Source organism: Glycomyces sp. NPDC047010 (assembly GCF_040644205.1).
Lineage (GTDB): Bacteria > Actinomycetota > Actinomycetes > Mycobacteriales > Micromonosporaceae > Glycomyces.
In genome coordinates this window covers 127827-153876 of sequence record NZ_JBEYVY010000011.1, presented here as the reverse complement: position 1 = coordinate 153876, position 26050 = coordinate 127827, and the positions used below count along the sequence as shown (strand labels likewise).

General features: G+C 70.2%; 26 protein-coding genes and 1 pseudogene. 18 read left to right on the top strand and 9 right to left on the bottom strand.

Annotated features, from left to right (window positions below; genetic code table 11):
* Positions 1-50 precede the first annotated feature (50 nt).
* Positions 51-740 carry a lipoyl(octanoyl) transferase LipB gene (gene lipB / locus AB0A65_RS21650; RefSeq protein WP_359953744.1) on the top strand — a complete coding sequence of 230 codons (690 nt, stop codon included), beginning with the start codon at positions 51-53 and terminating at the stop codon, positions 738-740.
* Positions 741-810: 70 nt separating this feature from the next.
* Here the strand turns inward: lipB and AB0A65_RS21645 are convergent, their stop codons facing one another.
* Positions 811-2190, bottom strand: a complete 1380-nt coding sequence (locus AB0A65_RS21645) for an alpha/beta hydrolase (protein ID WP_359953742.1) — start codon at positions 2188-2190, stop codon at positions 811-813.
* A gap of 66 nt (positions 2191-2256) precedes the next feature.
* Entirely contained in the window at positions 2257-3048 is a 792-nt protein-coding gene (locus AB0A65_RS21640; protein WP_359953740.1) for an ABC transporter ATP-binding protein, read from the bottom strand.
* Between the two features lie 195 nt (positions 3049-3243).
* On the opposite strand from AB0A65_RS21640, the gene AB0A65_RS21635 reads away from it, so the two are divergent.
* Positions 3244-4311 (top strand): ABC transporter ATP-binding protein, encoded by a 1068-nt coding sequence (locus tag AB0A65_RS21635; RefSeq protein ID WP_359953738.1) that lies wholly within the window; start codon positions 3244-3246, stop codon positions 4309-4311.
* Positions 4308-5330 (top strand): ABC transporter permease subunit, encoded by a 1023-nt coding sequence (locus AB0A65_RS21630; protein WP_359953737.1) that lies wholly within the window; start codon positions 4308-4310, stop codon positions 5328-5330. Before AB0A65_RS21635 ends, AB0A65_RS21630 begins: the two co-directional genes overlap by 4 nt.
* Positions 5331-5469: 139 nt before the next feature.
* Here AB0A65_RS21630 and AB0A65_RS21625 read toward each other — a convergent pair whose 3' ends face one another.
* Both AB0A65_RS21625 and AB0A65_RS21620 read right to left on the bottom strand, forming a co-directional pair.
* The gene (locus AB0A65_RS21625) at positions 5470-6639 is read right to left on the bottom strand and encodes an ROK family transcriptional regulator (RefSeq protein ID WP_359953736.1); all 1170 of its coding nucleotides are present in this window, start codon (positions 6637-6639) and stop codon (positions 5470-5472) included.
* Between the two features lie 70 nt (positions 6640-6709).
* Entirely contained in the window at positions 6710-11575 is a 4866-nt protein-coding gene (locus AB0A65_RS21620) for an NAD-glutamate dehydrogenase (RefSeq protein WP_359953735.1), read from the bottom strand.
* A gap of 177 nt (positions 11576-11752) precedes the next feature.
* Here AB0A65_RS21620 and AB0A65_RS21615 point away from each other — a divergent pair, with 177 nt between their 5' ends.
* The 6 genes from AB0A65_RS21615 to AB0A65_RS21590 all read left to right on the top strand — a co-directional run bounded on the left by AB0A65_RS21615 (position 11753) and on the right by AB0A65_RS21590 (position 16374).
* Positions 11753-12358, top strand: a complete 606-nt coding sequence (locus tag AB0A65_RS21615) for a DUF4178 domain-containing protein (RefSeq protein ID WP_359953734.1) — start codon at positions 11753-11755, stop codon at positions 12356-12358.
* Positions 12359-12424: 66 nt separating this feature from the next.
* Positions 12425-12919 (top strand): DUF2617 family protein, encoded by a 495-nt coding sequence (locus tag AB0A65_RS21610; RefSeq protein WP_359953733.1) that lies wholly within the window; start codon positions 12425-12427, stop codon positions 12917-12919.
* Positions 12920-12951: 32 nt separating this feature from the next.
* Entirely contained in the window at positions 12952-13413 is a 462-nt protein-coding gene (locus AB0A65_RS21605) for a DUF4247 domain-containing protein (RefSeq protein ID WP_359953732.1), read from the top strand.
* Between the two features lie 40 nt (positions 13414-13453).
* On the top strand, positions 13454-13891 hold the full coding sequence (locus AB0A65_RS21600; protein ID WP_359953731.1) for a DUF350 domain-containing protein: 438 nt from the start codon (positions 13454-13456) through the stop codon (positions 13889-13891).
* A gap of 50 nt (positions 13892-13941) precedes the next feature.
* A complete protein-coding gene (locus AB0A65_RS21595) occupies positions 13942-15489 on the top strand; it encodes a polyamine aminopropyltransferase (protein ID WP_359953730.1) in 1548 nt (515 codons plus the stop codon).
* Between the two features lie 30 nt (positions 15490-15519).
* A complete protein-coding gene (locus AB0A65_RS21590) occupies positions 15520-16374 on the top strand; it encodes a helix-turn-helix transcriptional regulator (protein ID WP_359953729.1) in 855 nt (284 codons plus the stop codon).
* A gap of 42 nt (positions 16375-16416) precedes the next feature.
* Here AB0A65_RS21590 and AB0A65_RS21585 read toward each other — a convergent pair whose 3' ends face one another.
* Entirely contained in the window at positions 16417-17304 is an 888-nt protein-coding gene (locus tag AB0A65_RS21585; protein ID WP_359953728.1) for an oxidoreductase, read from the bottom strand.
* A gap of 143 nt (positions 17305-17447) precedes the next feature.
* Between AB0A65_RS21585 and AB0A65_RS21580 the strand changes: the two genes are divergently transcribed.
* The gene (locus AB0A65_RS21580) at positions 17448-17927 is read left to right on the top strand and encodes a hypothetical protein (RefSeq protein ID WP_359953726.1); all 480 of its coding nucleotides are present in this window, start codon (positions 17448-17450) and stop codon (positions 17925-17927) included.
* Between the two features lie 60 nt (positions 17928-17987).
* A complete protein-coding gene (locus AB0A65_RS21575) occupies positions 17988-18422 on the top strand; it encodes a hypothetical protein (protein WP_359953724.1) in 435 nt (144 codons plus the stop codon).
* Between the two features lie 110 nt (positions 18423-18532).
* Here AB0A65_RS21575 and AB0A65_RS21570 read toward each other — a convergent pair whose 3' ends face one another.
* A complete protein-coding gene (locus tag AB0A65_RS21570; protein ID WP_359953722.1) occupies positions 18533-18811 on the bottom strand; it encodes a hypothetical protein in 279 nt (92 codons plus the stop codon).
* Positions 18804-19115, bottom strand: coding sequence for a hypothetical protein (locus tag AB0A65_RS21565; RefSeq protein WP_359953720.1), 312 nt, complete (start codon positions 19113-19115; stop codon positions 18804-18806). Before AB0A65_RS21565 ends, AB0A65_RS21570 begins: the two co-directional genes overlap by 8 nt.
* Positions 19116-19345: 230 nt before the next feature.
* Here AB0A65_RS21565 and AB0A65_RS21560 point away from each other — a divergent pair, with 230 nt between their 5' ends.
* The 4 genes and pseudogenes from AB0A65_RS21560 (at position 19346) to AB0A65_RS21545 (ending at position 21056) form a co-directional block, all read left to right on the top strand.
* The gene (locus AB0A65_RS21560) at positions 19346-20167 is read left to right on the top strand and encodes a helix-turn-helix transcriptional regulator (RefSeq protein WP_359953718.1); all 822 of its coding nucleotides are present in this window, start codon (positions 19346-19348) and stop codon (positions 20165-20167) included.
* Positions 20164-20325, top strand: a pseudogene (locus AB0A65_RS21555) (DUF397 domain-containing protein); the annotation flags it as partial. The gene AB0A65_RS21560 and the pseudogene AB0A65_RS21555, both read left to right, overlap by 4 nt.
* Before the next feature lie 37 nt (positions 20326-20362).
* Positions 20363-20785, top strand: a complete 423-nt coding sequence (locus tag AB0A65_RS21550) for a hypothetical protein (protein WP_359953950.1) — start codon at positions 20363-20365, stop codon at positions 20783-20785.
* A gap of 19 nt (positions 20786-20804) precedes the next feature.
* Positions 20805-21056, top strand: coding sequence for a hypothetical protein (locus AB0A65_RS21545; RefSeq protein ID WP_359953716.1), 252 nt, complete (start codon positions 20805-20807; stop codon positions 21054-21056).
* Between the two features lie 12 nt (positions 21057-21068).
* Here the strand turns inward: AB0A65_RS21545 and AB0A65_RS21540 are convergent, their stop codons facing one another.
* Positions 21069-22067, bottom strand: a complete 999-nt coding sequence (locus AB0A65_RS21540; RefSeq protein ID WP_359953714.1) for an alpha/beta hydrolase — start codon at positions 22065-22067, stop codon at positions 21069-21071.
* 53 nt (positions 22068-22120) lie between these two features.
* Between AB0A65_RS21540 and AB0A65_RS21535 the strand changes: the two genes are divergently transcribed.
* Positions 22121-22717: a helix-turn-helix domain-containing protein gene (locus AB0A65_RS21535; protein WP_359953712.1), complete on the top strand. Its 597-nt coding sequence runs from the start codon at positions 22121-22123 to the stop codon at positions 22715-22717.
* 81 nt (positions 22718-22798) lie between these two features.
* On the opposite strand, the gene AB0A65_RS21530 is transcribed toward AB0A65_RS21535, so the two are convergent.
* Positions 22799-24343 carry an MDR family MFS transporter gene (locus AB0A65_RS21530; RefSeq protein WP_359953937.1) on the bottom strand — a complete coding sequence of 515 codons (1545 nt, stop codon included), beginning with the start codon at positions 24341-24343 and terminating at the stop codon, positions 22799-22801.
* Positions 24344-24544: 201 nt separating this feature from the next.
* Between AB0A65_RS21530 and AB0A65_RS21525 the strand changes: the two genes are divergently transcribed.
* Together AB0A65_RS21525 and AB0A65_RS21520 are read left to right on the top strand one after the other, a co-directional pair.
* The gene (locus AB0A65_RS21525) at positions 24545-25165 is read left to right on the top strand and encodes a TetR/AcrR family transcriptional regulator (RefSeq protein WP_359953710.1); all 621 of its coding nucleotides are present in this window, start codon (positions 24545-24547) and stop codon (positions 25163-25165) included.
* Between the two features lie 109 nt (positions 25166-25274).
* Positions 25275-26048 (top strand): hypothetical protein, encoded by a 774-nt coding sequence (locus AB0A65_RS21520; RefSeq protein ID WP_359953708.1) that lies wholly within the window; start codon positions 25275-25277, stop codon positions 26046-26048.
* Positions 26049-26050 lie beyond the last annotated feature (2 nt).

Below are 26050 nucleotides of genomic sequence, written 5' to 3'. Positions count from 1 at the left end.
CTCGCGTCCGTTGCTGGCCGCGGGGGCGCGCGGCGGACTAGGGTCGAACGATGACCGCAACAGTGGGAGCCGTCGGCGCGGGCGCCGGCGCGATCAGCACCGTGGAAGGCATCACGGTGGAGCAGCGCGGCCTCATGGACTACCAGGAGGCGTGGGACTACCAGAAGGAGCTCCAGCAGCGGCGGATCGACGACGAGATCGGCGACACCGTGCTGCTGCTCCAGCACCCGAGCGTGTACACGGCGGGGCGGCGCACCGAGACGTGGGCGCTGCCGCAGGACGGGACGCCGGTGGTGACGGTGGACCGGGGCGGCCAGATCACCTGGCACGGGCCGGGCCAGATCGTCGGGTACCCGATCATGAAGATGCGCAACAAGGTCGACGTGGTCGGCTACGTGCGGCGCGTCGAGGACATGATCACGGCGGTGGTCCACGAGTTCGGCGTGACGTCCGCGCGCGGGCGCCTGCGCGACCGCACGGGCGTGTGGCTGCCGGAGGACGACAAGGGCCCGGAGCGGAAGATCTGCGCGATCGGCGTGCGGGTGCGGTGGGCGACCACGATGCACGGGTTCGCGCTGAACTGCAACCCGGACATGACCTACTGGGACCGGATCGCGCCGTGCGCGATCACGGACGCCGACGTCACGAGCCTCTCGCAGGAGCTGGGCCGGGAGGTCACGGTGGAGGAGGTCCTGCCGGTCGTGAAGAAGCACCTGGGACTGCTGCTCGAACGGGACTAGACGGGCTTTCGGGGACGGGCGCGGCCGGTGGCCGCGCCCGTTTCCGCGTTCCTGGGGGCGGAACGCGCTGCTAGGAGCAGGACTCGTTGGGGACGGGCTGCTCGTCGGCGAGTTCGGGGTCGCCGTTGAGGAGGACCTGGAGGATGTTGTTCCAGGCGTCCCCTTCGGGGTAGAAGACCTCGGAGTGGGAGTGGACGCCTTCGATGGTCTTCCCGGCGATGCCCTCCTCGTCGAGGCTGCGGCCGTAGTCGTCGACCGCGCCGGGGGCGTCGGAGAGGCTCCCGGTGACGAGGTTCTTCACGCCCGGGAAGTCGTCGGGGTCGGCGCCGTGGCCGAGGAGCGGCACGTACGGCATGCCCTGGATGTAGGAGATCGGGTCGCCGGGGGCGGTGATGGAGTAGCGGGTGCGGCAGGGCTCGGTGTAGTCCTCGGGGCTGTAGACGTCGTTGCCCATGCCCGCGGAGGCGATGTGGAGGACCTGGTCGGCTTCGAGGTCGTAGGTCTCGGCGTACCCGATGACGGCGCCGCCGTAGGAGTGGCCCATGAGGGTGAGGGGGCGGTCGCCGATCTGGTTGCGCAGGTCGAACGTGAAGGACGCGAGGCTCTCGGCGGCGACCTGCGACCAGGACGCCCAGGACTCCTCGACCCACCCGGAGGGCCACGAGGCGGCGGCCCACACGACGATCGCGAGCTCGCCGTCGGAGGCGTCCACGAAAGACTTCGCGCGGTGGTAGTAGAGGTCGAAGTTCTCGCTGGAGAGGACGGCGGAGCCGCCGGGGACGAGGACCGCGACGTTCGCGGCGGTGTCGAGGTCGCCGACGACCTCGATCCAGGAGCCGTCGCCCGCGTTGTTGTACGGGTCGAGGTAGAGGAACTCGCGGCCGGAGCCGATGAGGCGCTGGAGCTCCTCGCGGGGCGGGCGCTCGGCCTCGTCGGTCCAGGGGCGCTCGGGGCTGGCGTACGCGGTGGAGGCGGCGGTGCTCGCTTCGAGGACGAGCTGGTTGGCGGCCATGCGGGCGTGGAAGGGCGCGCCGGGCATCTCGCTGATCGCGGAGGGGTAGAGGACCGCGAGCCACGCGGTGCGCTCCTCGCCGAGGCCGGTGAAGAAGTCGTTGACGGCGAGCGGGTCGAGGCCGCCGCCCGCGTCGTAGAGGGTGGCGAGCGCGGCGCCGAGTTCGCCGGAGTCGGCGGTGGGGACGGCCGCGACGAGTTCGGCGGCGGTCTCGGGGTCGGCGAGGGCGGCGTCGAGGGCGGCCTGGGGGTCGTCGCCGCCGACGGGGGCGCTGGTGCGGATGGCGGCGAGTTCGGCGGTGGGGTCGGCGGCGAGCACGGGCACCGCGTGGAGCTGCTCGGCTTCGGCTTCGCCGAGGCGGGTCAGTCCGGCGAGGTACACGAGCGCCAAAACGGCGACGGCCGTCAGGACCGTCGCGCGCCACCACCGGAATCTCACCGGGTCAGCGTAGCCGAGGCGGGCGCGTGACGACGAACGCTGCGCGTGTGAGACCGGCCCGGTGAGTTAGGCGGCGGTGGCGGTGAAGCGGTTGCCGTTGGCGGTGAGGGTCAGGGGGAGGCCGAACGCCTTGGAGAGGGTGTCGGAGGTGAGGGCCTCGGCGATGGGACCGGCGGCGATGACGCCTCCCGCGGAGAGGATCAGGGCGTGCGTGAAGCCCGGGGGGATCTCCTCGACGTGGTGGGTGACGAGGACCAGCGCGGGGGCGGCCTCGTCGCGGGCGAGGCCCGCGAGGGTCGCGACGAGGGCTTCTCGGGCGCCGAGGTCGAGTCCGGCGGCGGGCTCGTCGAGGAGGAGCAGCTCGGGGTCGGTCATGAGCGCGCGGGCGATGAGGACGCGCTTGCGCTCGCCCTCCGAGAGCGTGCCGAACAGCCGGTCGGTGAGCTGCGCGACGCCGAGCCAGCGCATGAGCGAGGCGGCGCGCTCGTCGTCCTGCGGGTCGTACTCCTCGCGCCAGCGGCCCATCATGCCCCAGGCGGCGGTGCGGACGACGTCGAACGCCTTCTCGTCGCGCGGGATCGCGTCGGCGACCTGCGTGGTGGTGAGGCCGATGCGCGGGCGCAGCTCGAACACGTCGACGCGGCCGAGGCGCTCGCCGAGGATCTGGACGACGCCGGAAGTGGGGTGGTTGCGGGCGGCCGCTAGGTTGAGCAGCGTCGTCTTCCCCGCACCGTTGGGGCCGAGGACGACCCACCGCTGGTCGGCGTCGACTTGCCAGTCGACGCCGTCGAGGAGCTGGTTGCCGCCGCGTCGCACGGTGACGCCGGACAGGTCGAGGACGCGTTCAGACTGAGCCACGGGTCAATGAAACCACGCGCCCCCGACGGCCGGACACAGGCGGGCCGCGAGGTGGGAGTAGGACACACGGGCGAGCCCTCGCACACCGGGCGGACCCCGGGCGTCCCGGCGGTCGTGCAACGGCACGGCTCCCGGCGGCGTCTCTTGTACGTCGCCGCACCCGCGGCGCCGCCATCCCCGGACGGAAACGAGTTCATGCCCCCCATCATCGAGATATCGGGGCTGCGGAAGACCTATCGACGGAGCTTCCGCCAGCCGCACAACGCGTTGGACGGCCTCGACCTGGAGGTCGCCGCGGGCCAGGTGCACGGTTTCCTGGGCCCCAACGGGTCCGGGAAGACCACGACGCTGCGGGCCCTGCTGGGGCTCATCCGCGTCGACGGCGGGACCATGCGGGTCTTCGGCCAGGAGGTGCCGCAGCGCCTCCCCGAGGTCGTGGGGCGCATCGGCGCGGTCGTCGAGTCCCCGCAGTTCTTCAAGCACTTCTCGGGGCGCCTGACGCTCCAGCTCCTCGCTGACAGCGCCGGGGTCCCGCGGGACCGCGTCGAGGCGGTCCTGGAGCAGACGGGCCTGCGCGACGCCGCGAAGGCGTCCGTGAAGGGCTACTCGCTGGGCATGCGCCAGCGCCTCGCGGTCGCGCAGGCGCTGCTGAAGCAGCCGGAGCTGCTGATCCTGGACGAGCCCGCGAACGGCCTGGACCCGGCGGGCATCCACCACATGCGGGAGCTGCTCCAGTGGCTCGCGCACGAGCAGGGCGTCACCGTCGTGGTGTCCTCTCACCTCCTGTCGGAGGTGCAGCAGCTGTGCGACTCGATGACGATCGTGTCGCGGGGGCGGCGGATCGTGGACGGCTCGGTGGCCGAGATCATCGCGGGCCACTCGGGCGCGTCGCTGTCGGTGCGGTTCCCGGATGAGGCGTCGCTGCCGGAGGCCGCCGCGGCCCTGGTGGAGGCGAAGCCGGAGGTGGGCGCGGTCGTGGAGCGCGACCGCCTGGTCGTGTCGGGCGCGCCGGAGGCGGCGTGGGTGACGCGGACGCTGGCCGACGCGGGGATCTACCTGTCGGAGCTGGTGACGCAGACGAAGAACCTCGAATCGGTGTTCCTGGAGCTGACGGGCACGGCCCCGCAGCCGGGGCAGACCGTCCAGATCGGGCAGTCGGTGGCGGTGCCGCTGACGCAGGGCCCGGCAGAGGTGTCGGTGATGGTGGAGCCCACTGTGGACGTCGTCCCTGAGGGTGCCGAGGGTGCGGAGGGTCAGCGGTGAACCTGTTCAAGGCGGAGCTGCGGCGCATCGCGCGCCGGCGTCTGACCCTGGTGTTCGGGATAATCCTGCTCGCCGGCGTGGTGGGCCTGGCGGTGATCCTGGCGGCGATCTCGTCTGAGGGCCCCGACGAGGCGGCCCTCGCGGAGGCGCAGGCGCAGGCCGACGAGTTGAACGAGCAGAGTCCGGAATACCTGGACTGCGTCGAGGACGAGTCCTACTTCGAGGACAGCGAGACGTACGGCTGGGTCGAGTCCGACCCGGAGTACGAGGGTATGAGCCACAAGGAGGCCTGCGAGCACGCCGTGGGCGGCTGGTGGGCCGAGGACTTCCTCTGGACGTACACGTTCGACTTCGAGAGCGAGGGGCCGTTCATCATCGTCGGCGTCGTGATCGTGGCCGGTCTGGTGATGATGCTGCTCGGGTCCTCGGCGATCGGCGCCGAGTGGTCGAGCGGCGGCATGTCGAACCTGATGGTGTGGCACCCGAACCGGATGCGGCTGTGGGGCGTCAAGCTCGGTGCGACGCTGACGGCGTGCGCGGCGGGGGTGGTCGTCCTGGCGGCGCTCGCGTTCGGGCTGCTGGTGCTGGTGGCCTCGCTGCGCGGCGAGGTCGGCACCCTCAACGGCGTGTGGTGGGAGGACACGCTTGAACTGCTGCTGCGGACGGGCGTGCTCGCCCTGGCCATGACGGTCCTGGGCGCGTCTCTGGCGATGCTCGGGCGGCACACGGCCATCGCGGGCGGCGTCATCGCGGGCTACCTGATCGTCGGGGAGCTGATCGTGAACATGGTGTCGATGAATCTGTCCATGGACTTCCCCGAGCGCCTGTCGCTGTACACATGGGTGGGCGCGTGGATTATCGGCCGGGTCGAGCTGGTCGGCGGGTACACCGGCTTCAACGACATGACCCCTGACGTCATGGTCATCACCTGGGGCGACGCCGGCGTGCTCCTGGGCTCGATCGTGCTCCTGTTCGGCATCCTCGCGACCTGGTCCTTCCAGCGCCGCGACGCCGCTTAGCAAGCGTCACAATGAGACGCCGCCCACGACGCATCGCATCGTGGGCGGCGTTGTGTCGTACCTGCATGTCACGGTGTTGAACCGGGGGCCCGTAAATCGGGATACGAGCCCTCGTATTGCGGCACCGCCATTCAGGGGCTCAGTCGAAGAGGCTCTCGCGGACCGCGTCGAGGCCGTGGAGGATCGCGCCGCGCATGATGGGCTCGTCGATGACCGTGCCCGCCACGACGCTCGGGGTGACCGGGGCGAGTTGGGAGGTCTGGGCCGCGACGCGTCCGGCGAGTTCGAGGCCGCCGGCGTAGCCGACCGGTCCGCCGAGCACGACGACCGTCGGGTCGAGCAGGACGCACACCGCGACGATGCCCAGCGCGATGCCGCGCGCGATCTCGTCCAGGCAGGACGCGCCTTCGGCCCCGGCGGCGAGCGCCGCCGTGAGCACGTCCTCCGGCTCCGCCGCGTCGAAGCCGTGCTTCGCGCCGATGTCGAGCACCGCGTCGCCGCCGATGACCCGCTGGTACGAGCCCTTCGACAGCCGCGTCACGACCCCGCCCGTGGGCAGGTCGCCGCCCGGGACCGGGAGGAACCCGATCTCCCCCGCCGCGCCCGAGGCGCCGCGGTACAGGCCGCCGTTGAGGATGACGCCGAGGCCGAGGCCGCCGCCGAACCACGCGTACACGAAGTCCGAAGCGCCACCCGCGCCGCCGGAGCGCTGCTCGGCGATCGTCGCCAGGTTCACGTCGTTCTCGATCGCGACCGCGGGCGCGAACTCCTCGTTCAAAGCGGTCCGCAGGCCGCGGTGCCACGCGGGGAGGTTCCACGAGAAGCCGATGTCGCCGCTCGCGGGGTCGATGACGCCGGGCGTGCCGAGGGTGATGCGCCCGACCTTCGCCATCTCGATCCCCGCGTCCGCCACCGAGTCGGTGACGACGCGGCGCACCACGGCCACCGGGTCCGTCGAGCCCTCCACGTCGATCTCCGCGCGGCCGACGATCCGGCCGGTGAAGTCCGCGCAGGCGCCCTTCGTGGTCACGGGCCCGACCTCAACGCCCACAACGTAAGTGAACGTGGGCACGGCCGCGTACAGCGACGCGTTGGGGCCGCGCCCGCCGGACTTGGAGCCGACGACCTCCACGAGGCCGCGGGTCTGGAGGCGCTCCATCATCTGCGAGGCGGTGACCTTCGACATCGACGTGCGCTCGGCGAGCTGCGCGCGGGTCTGCGGCCCGTCCTCCAGCAGCAGCTTCAGCGCGGCCTGGTCGTTGAGGACGCGCAGCAGTTTGGGCACCCCGGGGGTGTGGCTCTTCGGCATCAGTACTTCTTTCTCCTCCGAGCCCACATTATCCACGGGGTCCCCACACGCCACCGGCGCGTGTGACCGGTCAATCGCCGTCGGTCTCCACGAGGCTGCGGATCTGCCTGAGCGACACCGACAGGACGGCGAGCTTCTCGTCGGAGCGCTCGGCCTCCTCGGTGGCCTCGTGGACGGCCTCGATCGCGGCCGTGTTGCGCTCGGCCCACGAGCCGACGGCCTCGGCCGGGTCGGTCCCGGGCTTGGCCTGGAGGACGCTCGCGGTGAGGCCGTGCATGGCGCCGTACAGGTCGTACCGCAGCGCCGACCGGGCGAGGGTCTGCCACCGGTTCGTGCGCGGCAGCGCCGAGATCTGGTTGAGGATCTCGTCGAGGTGGACGCGGGCGGCGATCCCGTAGTAGACCTTCGCGGTCGTCTCCAGGTCCGTCTCCAAGAGGCGCGCGCACTCAACGACGTCGACGAGTCCGAACCCGAAGATCGGGGCGGAGGCGTCGCGTGCGATCTCGGCGGGCATCCCCTGGTCTTCGAGCTGGTCCACGAACTCCTCGAACCCGACGGCCTCGGAGTCGGTGAGCAGCACCGGGAGCAGCGGCTGGAGCACCGCGAGGCCCGGGCGGAGCCGCTCGGTCTCGGCGGCCACGTCGAGGTGCCCGCGGCGGTGCTGCACGAGCCAGCGCACGCCGCGGTCGAGGAGCCGCCGGATCACGAGCATGGCCGCGACCTGGGCCTCCTGCGGGACCTGGTTGTCGAGCGCTTCGATGCGGCGCCACAGGTCGGGCAGGCCGAAGGCGTCGCGGATGATGACGTACGCGCGGATGACGTCCACGACGTCGGCGCCCGTCTCGTCGGCGATGCGGAAGAAGAACGTGGTGCCGCCGCGGTTGACGGCCTCGCCGACGACCGCGGTGGTGACGATCTCGCGGTGGAGCGGGTGCTCGGCCATGAGGTCGGCGTACGGCTCGCGCAGGGGCGCGGGGAAGTACTCGCGCAGGACCGGCGCGGTCCACTCCTCGGCGGGCAGGTCGGAGTCGAGGACGGCGCGTTTGGCCCAGATCTTCACGTACGACAGGAGAACCGAGAGTTCGGGCTCGGTGAGCCCGGACCCGGCGGCGGCGCGCTCTTTGAGCTGCTTGTCGCTGGGGAGGCCCTCGATCTCGCGGTCGAGGCCGACGGTCTTCTCCAGGTGCTTCATGAGCCTGGAGTGGACGGGCAGCAGCCGCCGGTTGAGGCGGATCGCGTTGGCCAGGGCCATGTTCTGGCCGTAGTTGTCGGCGAGGACGGCGTCGGCGACGGCGTCGGACATGTCCATGAACAGCTTGTCGCGGCTCGCCGCGTCGATCCGGCCGGTGAGCGTCGCGGAGCGGAGCAGGATCTTGATGTTGACCTCGTGGTCGGAGGTGTCCACGCCCGCGGAGTTGTCGATGAAGTCGGTGTTCATGCGCCCGCCGAGGCCCTCGGGGCCGCCGGCCTGCGAGAACTCGATGCGCCCGAGCTGCGTGAACCCGAGGTTCCCGCCTTCGCCGACGACGCGGCAGCGCAGGTCCTCGCCGTTGACGCGCACGGGGTCGTTGGACTTGTCCCCCGCGTCCGCATCAGTTTGATTGGCGGCCTTCACATAGGTGCCGATGCCGCCGTTCCACAGCAGGTCGACGCGGGCGGTGAGGATCGCGCGGATGAGTTCGGGCGGTGTCATGTCCTTGACGTCGGCGCCGATGCCGAGCGCGGCCCGCACCTCGTCGGAGACGGGGATGGACTTCGCGGCCCGCTCCCACACGCCGCCGCCCGCGGAGATCAGCGACTTGTCGTAGTCGGCCCAGGTCGAGCGCGGCAGGTCGAACAGGCGCCGCCGCTCGGCGAACGACGACGACGCGTCGGGGTCCGGGTCGATGAAGATGTGCATGTGGTTGAAGGCCGCGACGAGGCGGATGTGCTCGGACAGGAGCATCCCGTTGCCGAACACGTCCCCGGCCATGTCGCCGATGCCGACGACGGTGAAGTCCTGCGACTGCGTGTCGAGGCCCTCGGCGCGGAAGTGGCGCTTCACGGACTCCCAGGCGCCCCTTGCGGTGATGCCCATCTTCTTGTGGTCGTAGCCCACGGACCCGCCGGACGCGAACGCGTCGCCGAGCCAGAACCCGTACTCGGCGGCCACGGCGTTCGCGATGTCGGAGAACGTCGCGGTGCCCTTGTCGGCGGCGACCACCAGGTACGGGTCGTCGGGGTCGTGGCGGACGACGTTCGGCGGCGGGACCACCGTGTTGTCGGCGTCCCGGTTGTCGGTGATGTCCAGCAGCGCGGAGATGAACTCGCGGTACCGGGCGACGCCCTCGGCCTGGAACTCGGCGCGGTCGGCGAACGACTCCTTCTTGAGGACGAACCCGCCCTTCGCGCCCACGGGCGTGATGACGGTGTTCTTGACCTCCTGGGCCTTCACGAGCCCGAGGATCTCGGTGCGGAAGTCCTCGCGCCGGTCCGACCAGCGCAGGCCGCCGCGCGCGACCTTCCCGTACCGCATGTGGACGCCCTCGAAGTTCGGGGAGTACACGAACACCTCGACCATCGGCCGGGGCTTGGGCAGGAAGTCGATCGCGCGGGCGTCGAACTTGAACGCCACGTGCTCCTTCGGGCGGCCCCCGTTGCCGCGCTGGAAGTACGAGGTGCGCAGCGTCGAGCGGATGAGCGTCAGGAACGCCCGCAGGATGCGGTCGGAGTCGAGCGAGGGGACCCCGGCGAGGCCCTCGGCGAGCGCGTCGTCGATGCGGGCGACGGCGGCGTCGCGGTCGGCGCCCACGCGCGGGTCGAAGCGGGCCTCGAAGAGGTGCACGAGGTTCGCGGCGATCTCCGGGTGCGATCCGAGGGTCGCGGCGATGAACTCCTGGGAGAACACGAACCCGCACTGGCGCAGGTACTTCGCGAGCGCGCGCAGCACCACGACCTGCCGCCAGGTGAGCCCGGCGTGGATGACGAGCTCGTTGAGCCGGTCGGACTCGGCCTCCCCGGCCCAGGCGGCGCGGAACGCGTTCTCGAAGCGGATGCGCAGCTGCGGCACCGATTCGGCGGCCTCGCCGGGCAGGACCAGCCCGAAGTCGTGGAGGTGGATCGTGCCGTCGGCGCGCTTGATGTGGTACGGGCGCTCCTCGGCGACCCGGACGCCCAGGTCGCGCAGGACCGGGAGGGCCTCGGAGAGGCCCACGGGCTGGTCGAAGGCGTACAGCTTGAAGTGGACGTCGGCGTCGTCGCCGCCGCGGCGGAACAGCTGGAGCTCCATGTCCCCGGCCTCGCGGAGCAGTTCGAGCTTCGCGATGTCCTTGGCGGCGTCGATCGGCGAGTGCTCGGCCTTGTACGCGGGCGGGTACGCGTTCGCGTACGCCTTGTAGAGGGTGCGGGCCTGGCCTTCGCCGACGTGGTGGTCGAGCTGGAGGGCGAGGTCGGCGTCCCAGGAGCGGGTGGCGTCGGCGAGCTCGGCCTGGATCGACTCGACGTCGACCGGGGGGTGCTCGGCGAACGGGTCGATGCGGACGACGAAGTGGAGGCGCGCGAGCACCGACTCGGTGACGCGGGCGTCGTAGTCGACGGCCTTGCCGTGGAGGCGGCGGCGCAGGATCGCCTCGATCTTCACCCGGTTCTCGGTGTTGTACCGGTCGCGGGGCAGGTAGATCAGGCAGGAGTAGAAGCGGCCGTAGACGTCCCGGCGCGCGAACAGGCGCAGGCGGCGGCGCCCGGCGAGGCGCAGGACCCCCATCGAGGTGGAGTACAGGTCGTCGGTACGGGCCTGGAACAGCTCGTCGCGCGGGTAGGTCTCCAGAGCGGTGACGAGGTCCTTCCCGGAGTGGGAGGAGAGGGTCACGCCGGAGCGCTCCAGCACGTCCTGGACTTTGCGCTTGACGACGGGCAGGTCGGTGACGCTGGAGAGGTACGCGGCGGAGGTGAACAGGCCGAGGAAGCGCAGCTCGCCGTCGGGTTCGCCGTTGGCGTCGAAGGTCTTCACGCCGATGTAGTCCATGAAGGACGTGCGGTGGACGGTGGAGCGGGCGTTCGACTTGGTGATGACCAGGAGCCGCTTCGTGCCGATCTGGGCGCGCGCGTCCGCGTTGAACGAGGACAGCAGCCGCGGCGAGGCGGGGGCCTTGCGCAGCAGGCCGAGGCCGGTCTCCACGAGCGGGGTCAGCGCCTGGGCGTCGCCTTCGCCGGTGAGCTTGTACTGCCGGAACCCCAGGAACGTGAACTTCTCGTCCGCGAGCCACCGCAGCAGCTCCACGGTGTCGTCGATGTCCTTGGGCGGCACGGGGAGCGGCGTCGTGCCGGGGGCGCCCGCGGCGGCGGCGTCCAGGTCGGCGGCGATCGCGGTCGCCTTGCCGCGCATGGCCTGCCAGTCGGCGACGCACGCGGCGACGTCGGCGAGGACCACTTCGATCTCGGCTTCGAGCCGTTCGATGTCCTCGGCGTCGGAGAGCCGCTGCACCTCGATGTGCATCCACGACTCGGCGTGCCCGCCCGCGGCCGGGGCCTCCTGGAGGTTCCCGTCGGCGTCGCGGCGGACCGGGACGATCGGGTGGACGAACACGGTGATGTCGACGCCGTGCCGGTTGAACAGGCCCGTCAGCGAGTCCACCAGGAACGGGGAGTCGTCGCAGACGAGGTCGACGCGCGTGGAGGACGCCGCGTCGGGGCCCTCGGCGTCGTCGGGGCAGTCGATCTCCAGGCACACCTGGCCCGGTGCGCGCACCTCGGCCATGCGGCGGTGGTGGGCGGTGGTCTCCAGCAGCTGCTGGGCGGAGCGGCCGACGAGGTCGTCGTCGGCGACCAGGCTCCAGTACAGCTCGACGAGTCTCGCCAATGATTCGTCGGATCCGGCCAGTCGGGCCGCCTCGGTCAGCAGTTCCTCCCGGTCGGGGAGGGTTTCGCGGAATTCTTCGTCTCCGATGAACGCCAGCACGTCTCGACACTCCAGTCCGAATCACGTTCGACCCACATCGTTGTGAGCCGCTTCCAGGCTAGATCGTAGGTGCCCGAGATGGCGCACGGGTGACACCGATGTTGCCGACGCGACGGTACAGTGATCGAAGGAACCATCCCGTCACCGAAGCACCCCCCGAAACGCGAAGGCAACACCATGATCTGGGTCGTCCTCATCCTCCTCGCCCTGGCCGCCATCGGGTGGTGGCTGTGGCGCAAGAACTCCCGCAAGGACGAGGCCGTTCCGGGCCGGGGTCCGGTCGACCCGTTCGCCGACGCCGACACCGACGTCCTCCGCGGCGACCCCCGCCGCCTCAAGGCCGCCGACCTCGTCGAGCTGTACGGCAAGACCCTCGCCGTCCGCGGCAGCCTGCGCCTCTCCGAGGGCGACTACCGCTGGTCGGAGCACTTCCTGGACACCGGGACCGGCGTCAAGCGCTGGCTGTCGGTGGAGGCCGACCCCGACCTGGAGGTCGTCCTCTGGGAGGAGATCACGGACACGGACCTGAAGCCGGGCCCGCGTGAGCTCAGCCACGAAGGCGTCTCGTACCGCTCGGACGAGAAGGGCACCGCGAAGTACGCGTCCGAGGCCACCACGGGCCTCGCGCCCACGGGCTCGGTCAAGTACCACGACTACGCCGGACCCGACGGGCAGAAGCTCTCGTTCGAGTCCTTCGGCGACGGCGCCAAGTGGGAGCTCGCGAAGGGCCTCACCTTGGACCGCAACCAGATCACGATCTACCACCAGAGCGACGAGGCGTAGGGCGAACCCCAGCCGCGTCCGCTCCCCGATCCCCGTTCGGAGCACCCACTGATAGCGCACATCGAGGTGCCGTTCGCCGACGTCTCGGCCGCCTCGCTCACCTTCCGACCCGACGCCCCGCCCATGCCGGTCCTGGACCGGATGGATCGCGACGCCGGGCCCCTCAGGCTGTCCCTGCGCCTCCTCGGCGCCAGCCACCAGGCGGTCGTCGCCACCCCCGACGGCCTCCTCGCCGAGACCCTCGCGTACCGCACGAACCTCGGCCCGGACCTGCCCGACACGTTCAGCCAGCGCGTCGGCGCCTGGCGCCACCGCTACGAGTGCACCGTCGAGACCCTCACCGTCCCGCAGCTGCGCGCCCGCGTCCGCGCCCTGCGCGACCGGGCCGTGCAGCGCACCGCCGAACCGGACCTGCTCGTGGGCCTGTTCGGCGGCGACCCCGACGCGCTGACCGCGCTGGAGGTCACGGGGACCGAGCCGCTGACGTGGCGCACCGTCCACACGTACCCGCAGTACGGCGAGGTCGTGACCACCGTCAGCTCCGTCGCCCCCGTAAGCTGACCCGAACCCCGAGAGACCACCGAGGACCGCCGATGACCGACCGACAGCAGCCGCACTCCCCCGCTTCGCGCGGCCTGAACTGGAAGCACTGGACCGCGATCGTCGTCGTGCTGGCGCTGTGCTGCGGCGGGGTGTTCCTGATGAACTCGAACTTCAACAACCCGACCGGCACGATCCAGTCGCACTACGACCGGGCCGCGAACCTGGACGAGGGCGGCGGCAAGGCGTACACGTCGAGCCTGTCGCCCGCGACGGTGGCGGACCAGATCGACGACGACGCCGAGGCGCGCGAGGAGCGCTCCTCGGGGGGCGTGTACTACCTCCAGTACTCCAAGCACATCGTGGCCGTCTCCCCGTACCAGGGCGGGTCGAAGATCCTGGTGCACGACTACCGGTCCGGGTACAACCACTACTCGTCGGTGTTCATCCTGTGGGGCTGGTCGTCCTCGCCTCCGTCGCCGTTCCGCGGCGGCGGTCCCGGCTCCGGCAAGTAATGCGCTCGTCCCGAAGAACTCCTGAAAGGCACGTCCTCCAATGATCGAAGAGCTCAGCCGCGACGTCCTCGGCCCCCTTGTCGGCGCCGTCGCCTACAGCGTCGTGGGCATCGCGCTCATGGTGCTCGGCTACCTCGTCACCGACTGGCTCACTCCCGGGAAGCTCGGCGAGCAGATCTGGACCGAGCGCAACAAGAACGCCGCGATCCTGCTGGCCTCGAACGTCCTCGGTGTCGGCCTGATCGTGGTCGGCGCGATCTGGGCTTCGGAGGGCGGCGTGCTGCGCGGCGTCATCTCGACGTTCGTGTACGGGGTGATCGGTCTGGGCGCCATGGCGATCGCGTTCGTGATCCTCGACCTGCTCACGCCCGGGAAGCTCGGCGAGACCCTCACTGAGGACGAGCTGCACCCGGCGGTGTTCGTGAACGCCTCGATGCACCTGGCCCTGGGCGGGGTCATCGCGATGGCGCTGTCTTGACGTCGGCGTCTGACACCCCTCAGACGACCGATTCGCCGACCGACACGACGTTGAGCGCGCGCCGGGTCCGCCTGGCGCGCTTCGGCCTGCTCGCGACCGCGTTCGCGGTCTCGGCGTGCGGGCTCGTGTACGAGCTGGCGCTGATCACGCTGGGCGCGTACCTGGTGGGGAACACCGCGAAGCAGGCGTCGATCGTCTTGGCGATCATGGTGTTCGCGATGGGCATCGGGGCGCTGGCGGCGAAGCCGTTGCGGCGGTGGCCGGCGCTGGCGTTCGCGGCGGTGGAGCTGGTGCTGGCGCTGCTGGGCGGGTTCAGTGTGATGCTGCTGTACGCGGCGTTCGCGTGGACGGACCTGTACTCGCTGCCGCTGGTGGTGGTCGCGGCGGCGATCGGGCTGCTCATCGGCGCGGAGATCCCGCTGCTCATGGAGTTGCTGCAACGCATCCGGGAGCAGGCCGCGGGCGCGGCGGTGGCGGATTTGAACGCGGCGGACTACCTGGGCGGGCTGATCGGCGGGCTCGCGTTCCCGTTCGTGCTGCTGCCGTTCTTCGGGCAGATCCAGGGCGCGTTGATCGTCGGCGCGGTGAACGCGGTCGCGGGGGTGCTGCTGATCTTCGTCCTGTTCCGCAATGACCTGTCGAAGCTGGCGAAGCAGGTCCTCGGCCTGGTCGCGGGCATCACGGCGCTGCTCCTGGTGGCCGCGTTCGCGTACACGGACAAGTTCGAGACCGATGCGCGCCAGGCGCTGTACGCGGCGCCGATCGTGTACTCGGAGGACTCGCAGTACCAGCAGATCGTCATGACCGAGTCCGCGTCGCCGTTCGGCGAGCAGGACCTGCGGCTGTACCTGAACGGCGACCTGCAATTCTCCTCAGTGGACGAATACCGGTACCACGAGGCCCTGGTCCACCCGGCGATGAACGGCCCGCACGCGAACGTCCTGGTCCTCGGCGGCGGCGACGGCCTCGCGGTGAGGGAGATCCTGAAGTACGACGACGTCGAGACCGTCACGCTCGTGGACCTCGACGGCTCGGTCACCGACCTCGCGAGGAGCTTCGGCGACCTGGTCGAGCTGAACGGGGACTCCCTGGACGACCCGAAGGTCACCGTCGTCAACGAGGACGCGTTCACGTGGCTGCGCCAGCAGACCGGCGCCTGGGACGCGATCATCGTCGACATGCCGGACCCCGACGCGACCGAGACCGCGAAGCTCTACTCGACCGAGTTCTACGCCCTCGCGGGCGACCACCTGTCCGCCGACGGCCGCATGGTCGTCCAGGGCGGCTCCCCCTACTTCGCCCCCAAGACCTACTGGACGATCGCCGCGACCCTCGCCGACGCCGGGTACGAACCGACCCCGTACTGGGTCTCGGTCCCCTCCTTCGGCGACTGGGGCTTCCACATCGTCCGGGCCGACGGCACCGCCCCGCCCCTCGGCCTCGACCCCGCGGCGGGCCCGTTCCAGTCCCTCACCCCGGAACTCCTCCAGGCCGCCCAGGTCTTCCAGCCCGACCGCGACCGCATGGACATGCCCCCGTCCACGCTGATGCACCCGGTGATCCTGGAGCTGGTCGAGTCCGAATGGAAGAACTACTGAGCCTTGAGCTCCGCGACCTAGAATCGGTCCATGCCATCTGAGATCCAGACCCTCGGGAGCCTGCTCCGCACCTGGCGGGAGCGCACGGACCCGAAGGACGCGGGCATGGTCGGCGGCGGCCGGCGGCGCGCGAAGGGCCTGCGCCGCGAGGAGCTCGCGGCGCTCGCCGGGGTCAGCGCCGACTACGTGGTGCGGCTCGAACAGGGCCGGTTCCGGACCCCGTCGGCGCAGGTCGTGGCCGCGCTCGCGCGGGCGCTGCGGCTGTCGGGCAGCGAGACCGAGCTGCTGTTCCGCGCCGCGAACCACCTGCCGCCCGGTCCGGGCACCGTGTCCGTGGAGGTGCCGCCCGCCGCGCAGCGGATCGTCTCGCGCATGCCGGACCAGCCGCTCGCGGTGTTCACCGCCGAATGGACGCTGCTGTTCGCGAACCGGCTGCTCTGCGCGCTGTTCGACCTCCCGTCGCCCGCCGAGGCCGTCGGGATGAACCTGGTCGAGCGGACCTTCATCGAGGGCACGACGTCGGTGATCTCGACCCCGCTCGGCGGCAACGAGGTGTTCGAGCGGGCGCTCGTCGCCGACCTGCGGCTCTCGGCGAGCGACCTCGGCCACGACCCGGCGTTCCAGACGCTCGTGGCCTCCGTGCGGGCCCGCAGCCCGCGGTTCGCCGCGTTGTGGGACGAGGGCAGCGCCGCGCCCCACAACGCGCTGGTGAAGACCGTCCACCACCCGGTCGTCGGCGACCTGACGATCGACTGCGACACGCTCATGGTCACCGGCTCGAACGTCAGGATCATCGCGTGCTCCACGCCGCCCGGCGGCCCCGACGCCGAGAAGCTCGACGCACTCCGGGCCCTGGTCGCCGCGACGGCCGTCCCCGCGGCTTAGGAAGACCGCCGCCGCCGTGGGCGGCGGCCCTCCGGGCGCGCCCTAGGGCTGGACCTTGTCGAGCCGCGCCAGGTCCTCGGCGTCGAGCACGATCTCCCCGACGGCGAGGTTCTCGTCGAGGTGCCCGATCGACGCCGTCCCCGGGATCAGCAGCATCCGCTCGTACTGCGCGAGCAGCCACGCCAGCGCCACCTGCGAAGGCGTCGCCCCGTGCTTGCGGGCGACCGCGCCCACGTGCTCGTCCGCGGCGATGCGCGCGGGACCGCCCCCGGCGACGAACGCCGAGCCGAGCGGGAAGAACGGCACGAACGCGATCCCCCGCTCCCGCGCCAGGTCCACAATGGCGTCATCGGTGCGGTCGAGGATGCTGTAGGCGTTCTGCACGCCCACCACGCCCGCGAGGTCGATGGCCTCCCGCACGGTGTCCAAGTGCGCGTTGGAGATCCCGATCATGTCGATCTTGCCCTCGTCCCGCAGTTCCACGAGCGCGCCGAGCTGGTCGGCCAGCTCCGGCTGGTAGGCGTCGGGGTGGTCGCGCTCGAACCGGCGCAGGTTCACCAGGTCGAGGCGCTCCACCCGGAGCGACCGGAGGTTCTCCTCGACCTGCGCTTTCAGCGAGGCGGGCTCGCCGTCGGGGAGCCAGCCGCCCTGCGCGTCGCGGGCCCCGCCGACCTTCGTCGCCAGGACCAGGCCCTCCGGGTACGGGTGGAGCGCTTCGCGGATGAGGTCGTTGACGACGTCGGGTCCGTAGATCTGCGCGGTGTCGATGTGGTCGACCCCGGCATCGACGGCGTGCCGCAGCACGGCCTTGGCGTTCTCGGGGTCGGCGGGCGGCCCGAACACGCCGGGTCCGGCGAGCTGCATGGCGCCGTATCCGATGCGCCTGACGGTGGCGCTGCCGAGGTTCGCGGTGGTGTTGTCACTGGTCATGCCTTGACGCTACGGCCGTTTCGCGGCCCCTTCCAGAGAAGGCTTTTCGTGGGAAGGAAGTTCCCACCCGCGGGGACCCGCGGTGTCGAGGGTCAGCCCTGTCGGGCGTCCGCCGTGTCGGGGGCGGCTGGGAGACTCTGCGCATGGACTTCTACCCCTACCCGCCCGCCCCGGGCGCCCGGATCGACCCGTTCGACGCGACCCGCGCCGCGGCGCAGTACATCGTCTACGGCGGCGACAAGTCCACGTACGCGTTCACGGACCGACTGGAGCCCGCCGACTTCTACCTCTCCGAGTGGATCCCCTTGGGCTACAAGGTCCTCCAGTACGCGCAGAAGGCGGCCGTCTACAAGCAGGGCACCCTGGTCCGGGAGTGGCCGCAGGTCGAGGCGGGGCCGCGCCGGGAACAGCCGGAGAAGGTGCCGGGCGTGAAGCGCAAGACGCGGCCGCTGGCATCGTCATGGCAGATCAACGCCTGCGGGTACCTGATCGCGCAGCCGTCCGGCGAACGGCAGCGGCTCGGCTACGATCGGGACGAGGCCATGGAGGCCGGGGCCCTGGCCTCGCTCGGATCGGACACCGCCGCCGTGTGGTTCGTGTACGCGGTCGAGAACTGGCACTGACGGAATCGCCCGGCCTGACTATCCTGAAAGCGCCCCGGCCCCCTTCCCCCAGGAGACGCGATGCCGTCAGCCGAAGGCTCCAGGTTCATCCGAGTCCGCTACTCCCGCAAGGCGTCAGTGCTGACGATCGTCCTCGGCTTCGTCCTCACGGCCTCCGCGGCCGTCACGATCTTCACGCCGTTCATCCCCGTGCTCCTGCCGGTCGGACTCACGGGCCTCGCGCTCATCGGCGGCGGCCTGCGCTCGCTCTTCCGCCCCCGCTACCTGTTCCAGCCCGACACGGGAGTCCTGACGGTCTTCGCCGCGATCGGCCCGGGCAGCAAGGGAACCCCCGGCGCCGAGGGTGAACGCGTCTACTTCGACGGCAAGCGCGTCTTCCGCGAACTCCCCGACGGCGAACGCCACCGCGTCAGCCCCACCGGCACCGACCGCAACGACTTCACCCGCCTCATCCAGGCCCTCCCACCCGAACACGGCCCCGCCATCGAACGCTGAGGCGCAGGCACGAGCGGCAGACGAAAGCGGGGCGGCGGACTCCACCAAGTCCGCCGCCCCGGTTCCCTGTAACGCGGCCTGGGTGCCGCGCGGGTGGCGGCCGATGCCGCTCACCGCTCAGGGTTGCGGATGGTCTTCTTCGCCTGGGTCAGGATCCAGTCGCACCACGGGTCGTTCTGCCACGCGCCGAACCACTCCGGAGGCAGCTCGGGGTCCTCGAAGAACCGGCAGATCTCGCGCGGGCCCGCGCCGTCGTTGCATTCGATGCGGTACTCGGCCGGGCCGAGCGGGAGCCCGCCGTCAGCCGCGACGACCCGGAAGACGGTGAACACCGCAGGCCCCCTGCTGAAGTCGCCCAGCCAGCCGTCGTTGAGCGTGGTGTCAGCCATTGCAGAACCGCGTCCTCGGCTCGGCGAGGAGGCTGCCCTTGTCGAAGACGTGGGAGGCGCACGACTTCGCCCACTCCTTCCACTCGGCCGAGCGGTTGCGCCACTCGTCTCCCCAAGTGGCATGCAGGGCACCGGTGTTCAGGCCCGAGACGATCATGACGATGTCCGCCCGGTTCCCGTCCGCCGCGACCTGGAACGAGTCCGGTGCGTCCGCTGTGGCCGCATAGACCCAGAACTCGTGGGTCCCATCGGTGAACCCGCCGCGCGCCAATGGGTCGGATACCCGACTCTGCGCCTCCCTCATTGCTTTCCCCTCTCCTCGGAACGACTCGCGATGTGTCGACAGTAGGTCGCAGAGAACCTCGTTTCAATAGCAAAACCGCAGGTCAGAGTATGGCGTTTGGGTAGCGCCAGGGAGCTCTGGCGTCTGGCGTGTGGCGTGTGGGCATGGCCCACACGCCACAGCCCAGACGCCACATCGAACTCTGGGTCGATAGGGGTTGCAAAACCAGTGACCATTGCTTTACTTACCGGATGGAGAACGAAACGACACGCCAGACTCCAATGCGGCGCAAACTCATCGGCCGCAAGCTCAAGCTCGCAAAGCTGGCTAAAGGCAAGATGGTCAGGCACCAGGACATCGTGGACGCAGTAGGGTCCCCTCGAACTCTCGGGCGACTCGAGAACGGCCACGCCACGAAGTTGACCTATCCGGTCATCGGCACCCTCTGCGATCTCTACGAGATGCCGGCAGAGGAGAAGTTCGAGCTTCAGCGCCTCTGGCGCCTCGGTCCGGAAACCACCAACTGGACTCAGCCGCGAGGTCGTGCGATCTTCGGCTTCGACGCATTCAACGAGCTCCAAAGCCAGGCCAGCGTGGTGACCAAGTACGAGACCACCTTCGTACCCGGGCCGCTTCAGTCGGAGAGCACCATGCGGTTGCTGTTCAGCCGCAACCCTGAACTCGATGCGGCCGCGGTCGACGAGGAGGTGCGCATCCGAACGCAGAACCAGCGATTGTTCTGGAGCGGCGACGGCCCGCAATTCCATTACTTGATGAGCGAGGCAGTCCTCCGCATGGGCTGCGATGCCGAGCAGATCGCTCGGCTGAACGAGGCGGACTCACTCGACCATGCGACAGTCCGGTACCTTCCGTTTTCGGCCGGACCGCCATCGCTGATGCACCTGCCCTTCACCTTGCTGGCGTTCCCGGCCAAACATGATGCCGATGTCGTGTTCGTGGAAGCCCAAGACGCCTACCTATACTTCGAGGAGGCCGAGTCCGTTCAGCACTACAAGACGAGGCTCGTTGCTACGGATGAGATGGCCAGGTCAATTAAGGAGTTCAAGCTATGAGCCAAGCCGGGTGGCGCAAGTCCAGCAGGAGCAGCGGCGACTCGAACTCAGACTGCGTCGAAGCCCGCCCTGCCGCTACTGGCTTCCAAGTCCGGGACTCGAAGCTCGGCGATGCCTCCCCGATCTTCGACCTTCAGGCCGCGGACTTCAGCGGCTTTCTTCGTGCGGCGGGACGCGACTTAATACAATCCCGCGATGCAGCCCGATACGCCACACGACCACCGAGTCCAAGTCCGGTACAAACCGTTCGGACCCTCGGTGGTCGTGTTCGGCGGGCTGCTGGTGATGGGCGGCGGTGGAGCGCTCGGGTTCGGGCTGGACAATGCGGGCGGGTTCGGGTTCATGCTCGCCGGGGCGATCTTCGTGGCGCTTGGAACCCTTCAGCTCATCAAGCCGTACAGCGTGTTCGATCCGGCGACCGGTGAACTGCGCATCATCGACCCCTTCGGTTTCAAGGACCGCATCTACGGCGCCCCCGCCGGGGAACACCTCTACACCCACGGCCGCGACATCATCCGAGTCCTCCCCAACGGCGCCCATGTCACGGTCCGGACCGGCCCCGGCCGCAAGGCCGACTTCGCGCGGGTGATCGCGCAGCTCCCGCCGTACCGGCTCTAATGCTGAAGAAGGAATTCACTTGGGCAAGTCCCGCAAGATCGTGCTCGGCGTCGTGCTGGCGGTCGTACTCGTCTGCGTCTGCGGCTGCGTGTCCTACTTCTGGCGGGGCGGCCCGCTGGACCGGGTCCTGTGCGCCGACGCGCAGCCGAACACGATCCACAACGGGGGATGCCCTTACGAGATCGAGGACTTCGACTGCGCCTCCGTCGATGACACGGGCTATGGCGAGGACTGCAAAGTCAACTGGGACAAGGTCCGCGAGAACCACTGAGCGAACGACCTTCTAGACCCCCAGCAGCTCGGCGATGTTCGCGGCGATCTCCTCCGGATACTCGCCGTTGACCGCGTGCGTGGCGTCCTCGTAGAAGACCACGGTCCCCTCCGGCAGAGCACGCTCGGCGGTCTCGCGGGCCGTCTCCGGGTCGTGCATGACCGACCGGCCCGCGATGATCGCGAGGACGGGCATGTCCAGGTCCGTGAGCTGGTCCTCCGAGATGCGAGTGGGCGCGGGGAGGCGCAGTTGGTAGTGCTGCATGCCGGCCTCGATCATGTCGGCGACCGGCTCGTCCTCGACTTCGGCGCCGCCCGCGGTGTAGGAGTTGAAGCCGTCGCGCCAGGACTTCGGGAACCAGGACACCGAGGCCGGGATGGACCGGATCATCGTGCCGACCGGCATGCCGTCGAAGACGAAGACGGCGTCTACGAGGGTCAGCGAGGCGACGCGTTCCGGTTGGCGCACAGCGAGGTTCGCGGCGGTCCAGCCGCCGATGGAGACGCCGACGAGGTTGAAGCGATCCTCCGGGAGTCCGGCGAGGGCCTGGTCCAGCCACTCGGCCTGCTGGGCGTCGTCTTCGATCGGCCGGTCCTGGACGCTCATGCCCGGCTCGCCGAGGAGGTCGACGGTGTAGACGTCGCCGATCGCGAGCAGTGACGGCAGGTTCCCGGCCCACACCGGCGAGGCCGAGGCGCGGCCCGGGAGCAGGACGAGGGGCTCGGCGGCGGGGCCGGTCCCGGTGAAGCGGTAGAAGCGCACGATGCCGTAGTCGGTGCGCACGTCCAGGGTCTCGTCGGGTTCGGGCATGTCGGCGAAGGCGGCTTCGTAGGTGTCCACGAACGCGTCGTACCCGTCGGCGCTTCGCCAGTGCCCCACCGGGGACGGGGTCCGCAGCGCGAAGGCGCCCGCGAGCACGATCACCGCGACCACTCCCCCGGCGATGAGCCAGCGGCGGCGCCTGCGCTTGGGCTTGACCTGTGGTTCCGTCTCGGGCGTCTCGTCGTCCATGACTCTCCTAACCGATCGGTAAGTAATTTGACCATACGGTAGAATCCAGTGTCATGACAACCCGCCCGAAACGCCCGGAGGACCGCGAGCTCACCCTCACCGAGCGCGCCCGCCGCAGCCAGCTCATGGAAGTCACGGTGGGACTGGTCGCCGACCGCGGGTACGCCGGGGCCTCCCTCGCCGCCATCGCCGAGCGCGCGGGGATCACGAAAGCCGCTGTGCTGTACCACTTCCCGTCCAAGGCGGCGGTGGTCCAGGCGGCACATGAGCACGTGCTCGGGGCGCTGGTGGAGCACGTCGGGGCCGCGGTCGAAGCGGCCGGTGCCGACCAGGGACCGGCGGCCTACGTGCGCTCGATGATCGGCCACCTGCGCGAGCATCCGCGCCACACGCGCATGATCATCGAGGCCATGGTCCACGGCGACGCCGACCACGAGCCCGCCGACCGCTGGCGCCCCCTCGGCGACCTCCTCCGCGCCGCAGAGGGCGTCCTCGGCGCCCGCACCGACGCCGACCTGCGCACCCTTGCGATCATCACCGGCGGCGCCATCGACGCCGTCGTCGCCGAACGCCTCGCCGACCCCGACTACGACACCGCGGCCGCCGCCGACCGCATCGTCGACCTCGTCTACGCCTCGCGTCCCGCCTGAACCCGTTTCGGGGCAAGCGAACCGGGCCCGAGCGGGTGCAGCTCGGGCCCGGTGGTCTTCTCGGGGATAACCTGGCGGGGATCACTTGGCGCCGAGGACGGTCTCCTCGCCCACCACGATCTCCTCCACCAGGTCGACGGTCTCGCGCAGGCGGACCGGCGTCAGGAACAGCGCGGCGATGAAGCCAGCGCCCGCGATGCAGGCCGAGATGAGAAACAGGTGGCCGGTCGCGTCGCCGTAGGAGGCGCGCACGAGGTCGGCGATCGGTTCGGGCATCGCGTCCAGGTCGAGGCTGGAGCTCGCGCCGCCCGCGGCGGCGGCGTCGATGCCGAGGGCCGCGAGGCCCTCGCGGATCTTGTCGGCCACCTGGTTCGCGAGGACCGCGCCCAGGACCGAGACGCCGATCGTGCCGCCCAGGGAGCGGAAGAACGTGATCGCGCCCGAGGCCGCGCCGAGCTCGCGCAGCGGCACCGAGTTCTGCACGACCAGGACCAGGTTCTGCATCGACATGCCCACGCCGATGCCGACCGCGAACATCCCGAAGCCCATGAACACCAGGGACGTCTCGTGGTCGATGGTCGCGAGCATCGCGAATCCGGCCGTCAGGACCAGCGTCCCGGTGATGATGTACGGCTTGACGCTGCCGGACTTCGAGACCATGCGGCCCGCGACCGCCGACGCGACGAGCACGCCGAACATCATCGGGATCGTCAGCAGCCCCGCCTGGGTCGGCGAGAACCCGCGCGAGATCTGGAAGTACTGGCCGAGGAACACCGAGCCGCCGAACATCGCCATGCCGACCGCGAGGCTCGCCACGGTGGCGAGGGCCGGGTCGCGGCGCTTGAGGACGTGCAGCGGGACCACGGGCTGGCTCACGCGGGTCTCCACGAACGCGGCCGCGACGAGGATCACGACGGCGCCGCCGGCCATCGCGAGGGTCTGCCAGGAGATCCACTCGAAGTCGTCGCCGACGAACGTGACCCACAGGAGCAGCAGGCTGACGCCCGCGGCGATGAGGACCGCCCCGAGGTAGTCGACCTTCGTGTCGGTCTTCTTCACCTCGTCCAGGTGCAGGGTGCGCGAGAGCATCGCGAAGGCGATCACCGTGATCGGGACGGCGAGGAAGAAGCACCACTGCCAGCCGAGCCAGCTCGCGTCGGTGATGGCGCCGCCGAGGAGCGGGCCACCGACCGTGGAGACGGCCATGACGCCGCCGAGGTAGCCGTTGTAGCGGCCGCGTTCCTTCGGGCTCACCATCGCGCCGATGATGACCTGCACGAGGACCTGGAGGGCGCCCATGCCGAGGCCCTGCACGGCGCGGAGCGCGATGAGCTGCTCGGTGTTCTGCACGAGCCCGCACGCGAGCGAGGCCGCGGCGAAGATCACGATGGCGATCTGGAGCAGGCGCTTCTTGTCGAACAGGTCGGCGAGCTTGCCCCACACGGGGGTCGAGGCGGTGGACGCGAGCAGCGTGGCGGTGACGACCCAGGTGTACTGGGACTGGTTGCCGCCCAGGTCGCCCACGATCTGCGGGAGCGCCACGGAGACGACGGTCGAGGAGACCATCGCGGCGAACAGCACCATGAGCAGGCCGGAGAGGGCCCGGAGGACCTCGCGGTGCGTCATCGGCGCCTTCGACGGAGCGTCGGATACGGCGGTCAAAGGACTGCCTCCTATGGTGTTTCGGGAGGAAGGCGGCCGGGCGTCAGCGAGGGCCCGGCGGCCTGGTACGTGGTGGTTTCCGGGGGACGCAAGTTAGTGAACGGTGCGTCTCTTATTTTAAGCTAGCATTTAGTGAACGCATCGTTCACTATTGAAAGGATCGTGGTGACCGAGTCCACAGCGGGCCGCCGACGCGGCGACGACCTGGAGCACGCCATCTTCGACGCCGCGCTCGCCGAGCTCGCCGAAGTCGGCTACGCCAACGTCCGCATGGAGGCGGTCGCCGCCCGCGCCAAAGCGGGCAAGGCGTCCCTGTACAAGCGCTGGCCCGACCGCGCCCGCCTCATCCAGGCCGCCGCCCGGTACAAGGCCACCGAAGTCGAGCCCACGTTCGAGCCCAGCGGCGACCTCCGCGGCGACATGGTCAAGGTCATGCGCCACATCGCCGCCCAGCAGGCCACCCCGTTCGGCGAGGCCATCCGCGGCTGGATCGGCGAACTCCGCAGCACCCCCGAAGAACTCACCGAGGAACTGCGCACCCGCATCGAGACGCCCCGCATAAGGATCTTCGCGAAGATCTACGAGGACGGCATCGCCCGCGGCACCGTCAAGCCCGAGGCCCTCCACCCGCGCGTCGTCAACCTCGCCCCGGGACTGCTCACGCACTACTTCCTGACGCGCGCCGAATCCGCCACCGACGAGGTCATCGAGGAGATGCTCGACCACATCCTCATGCCCCTCATCGCCACCGGCGAAGACCCCGCGGAACCCCTGGAGGAAACCTAGAAAAATACGGTCCCGAACCGGACATCCCGTCGAGATCCCTTGTAGGGACCCGACAATGCGTGTCCGATTCGGCGACCGGGCGCTGGCGCGGGGGGCGGACACTGGCCCCATGAGCACCGAAACGCACACACCGCGCGGCGCCCTCGGGCACCGCATCGCCTGGGCCACAGGGCCACTCGTCATCGTCCTAGTCGCGGCCGCGCTCTACAACGGCTGGGTCGCGCCGATGGACCCGGCGATCGGCTTCGCCCTCGACTTCACCGCCCTCTGGGCGGCCATCGCCACCGCGCTCCTCACCCGCAACCGCGTCCTCCAGCGGACCGCATGGGTCCTCGCGCCGGTCTGCTGGATCCTCGCGTTCTACGACTGGTTCGGCTACGGGTGGACCGGCTCGGCATGGGGCTGGACGGACGCCCTCTTCACCCCGGCGTTCTTCGTGCTCATGGCGATGCCGCCGTGCTGGCTGGCCTTCGCCGTCTGGCACCGCAAGGGCTCGCTCCTCGCCGAAGCGGGCGCGCTCGCGGTCATGGCGATGGCGCTGTTCGTCCTCACGATCTACATCAGCACCGCCGTCGACCCCGCGGACCCGACCGGCTGGTTCATCCTGATCTACGGCGCCGCCGCGGCCCTGCTCGCACTCGCGGCCTGGCGCCGGGCCGACCGCCGGATCGCGTACGGGTTCATCGCGGTCCTCCTCGCCGTCCTCGCGGCCGGGAGCCACTGGCTGTTCTACAACGCGGACCCCGCGCTCAGCCCGCCCGGCTTCATCGGGATCGAGGTGTTCGCGCCCGGGGTCGTGGCCGTGGGAGTCCTGGCGGGGGCACTCCAATTCGGCTGGAACGCAGTGAAAAAGCACCGGACGAAGGAGCCGGCCGCCGCATAAGG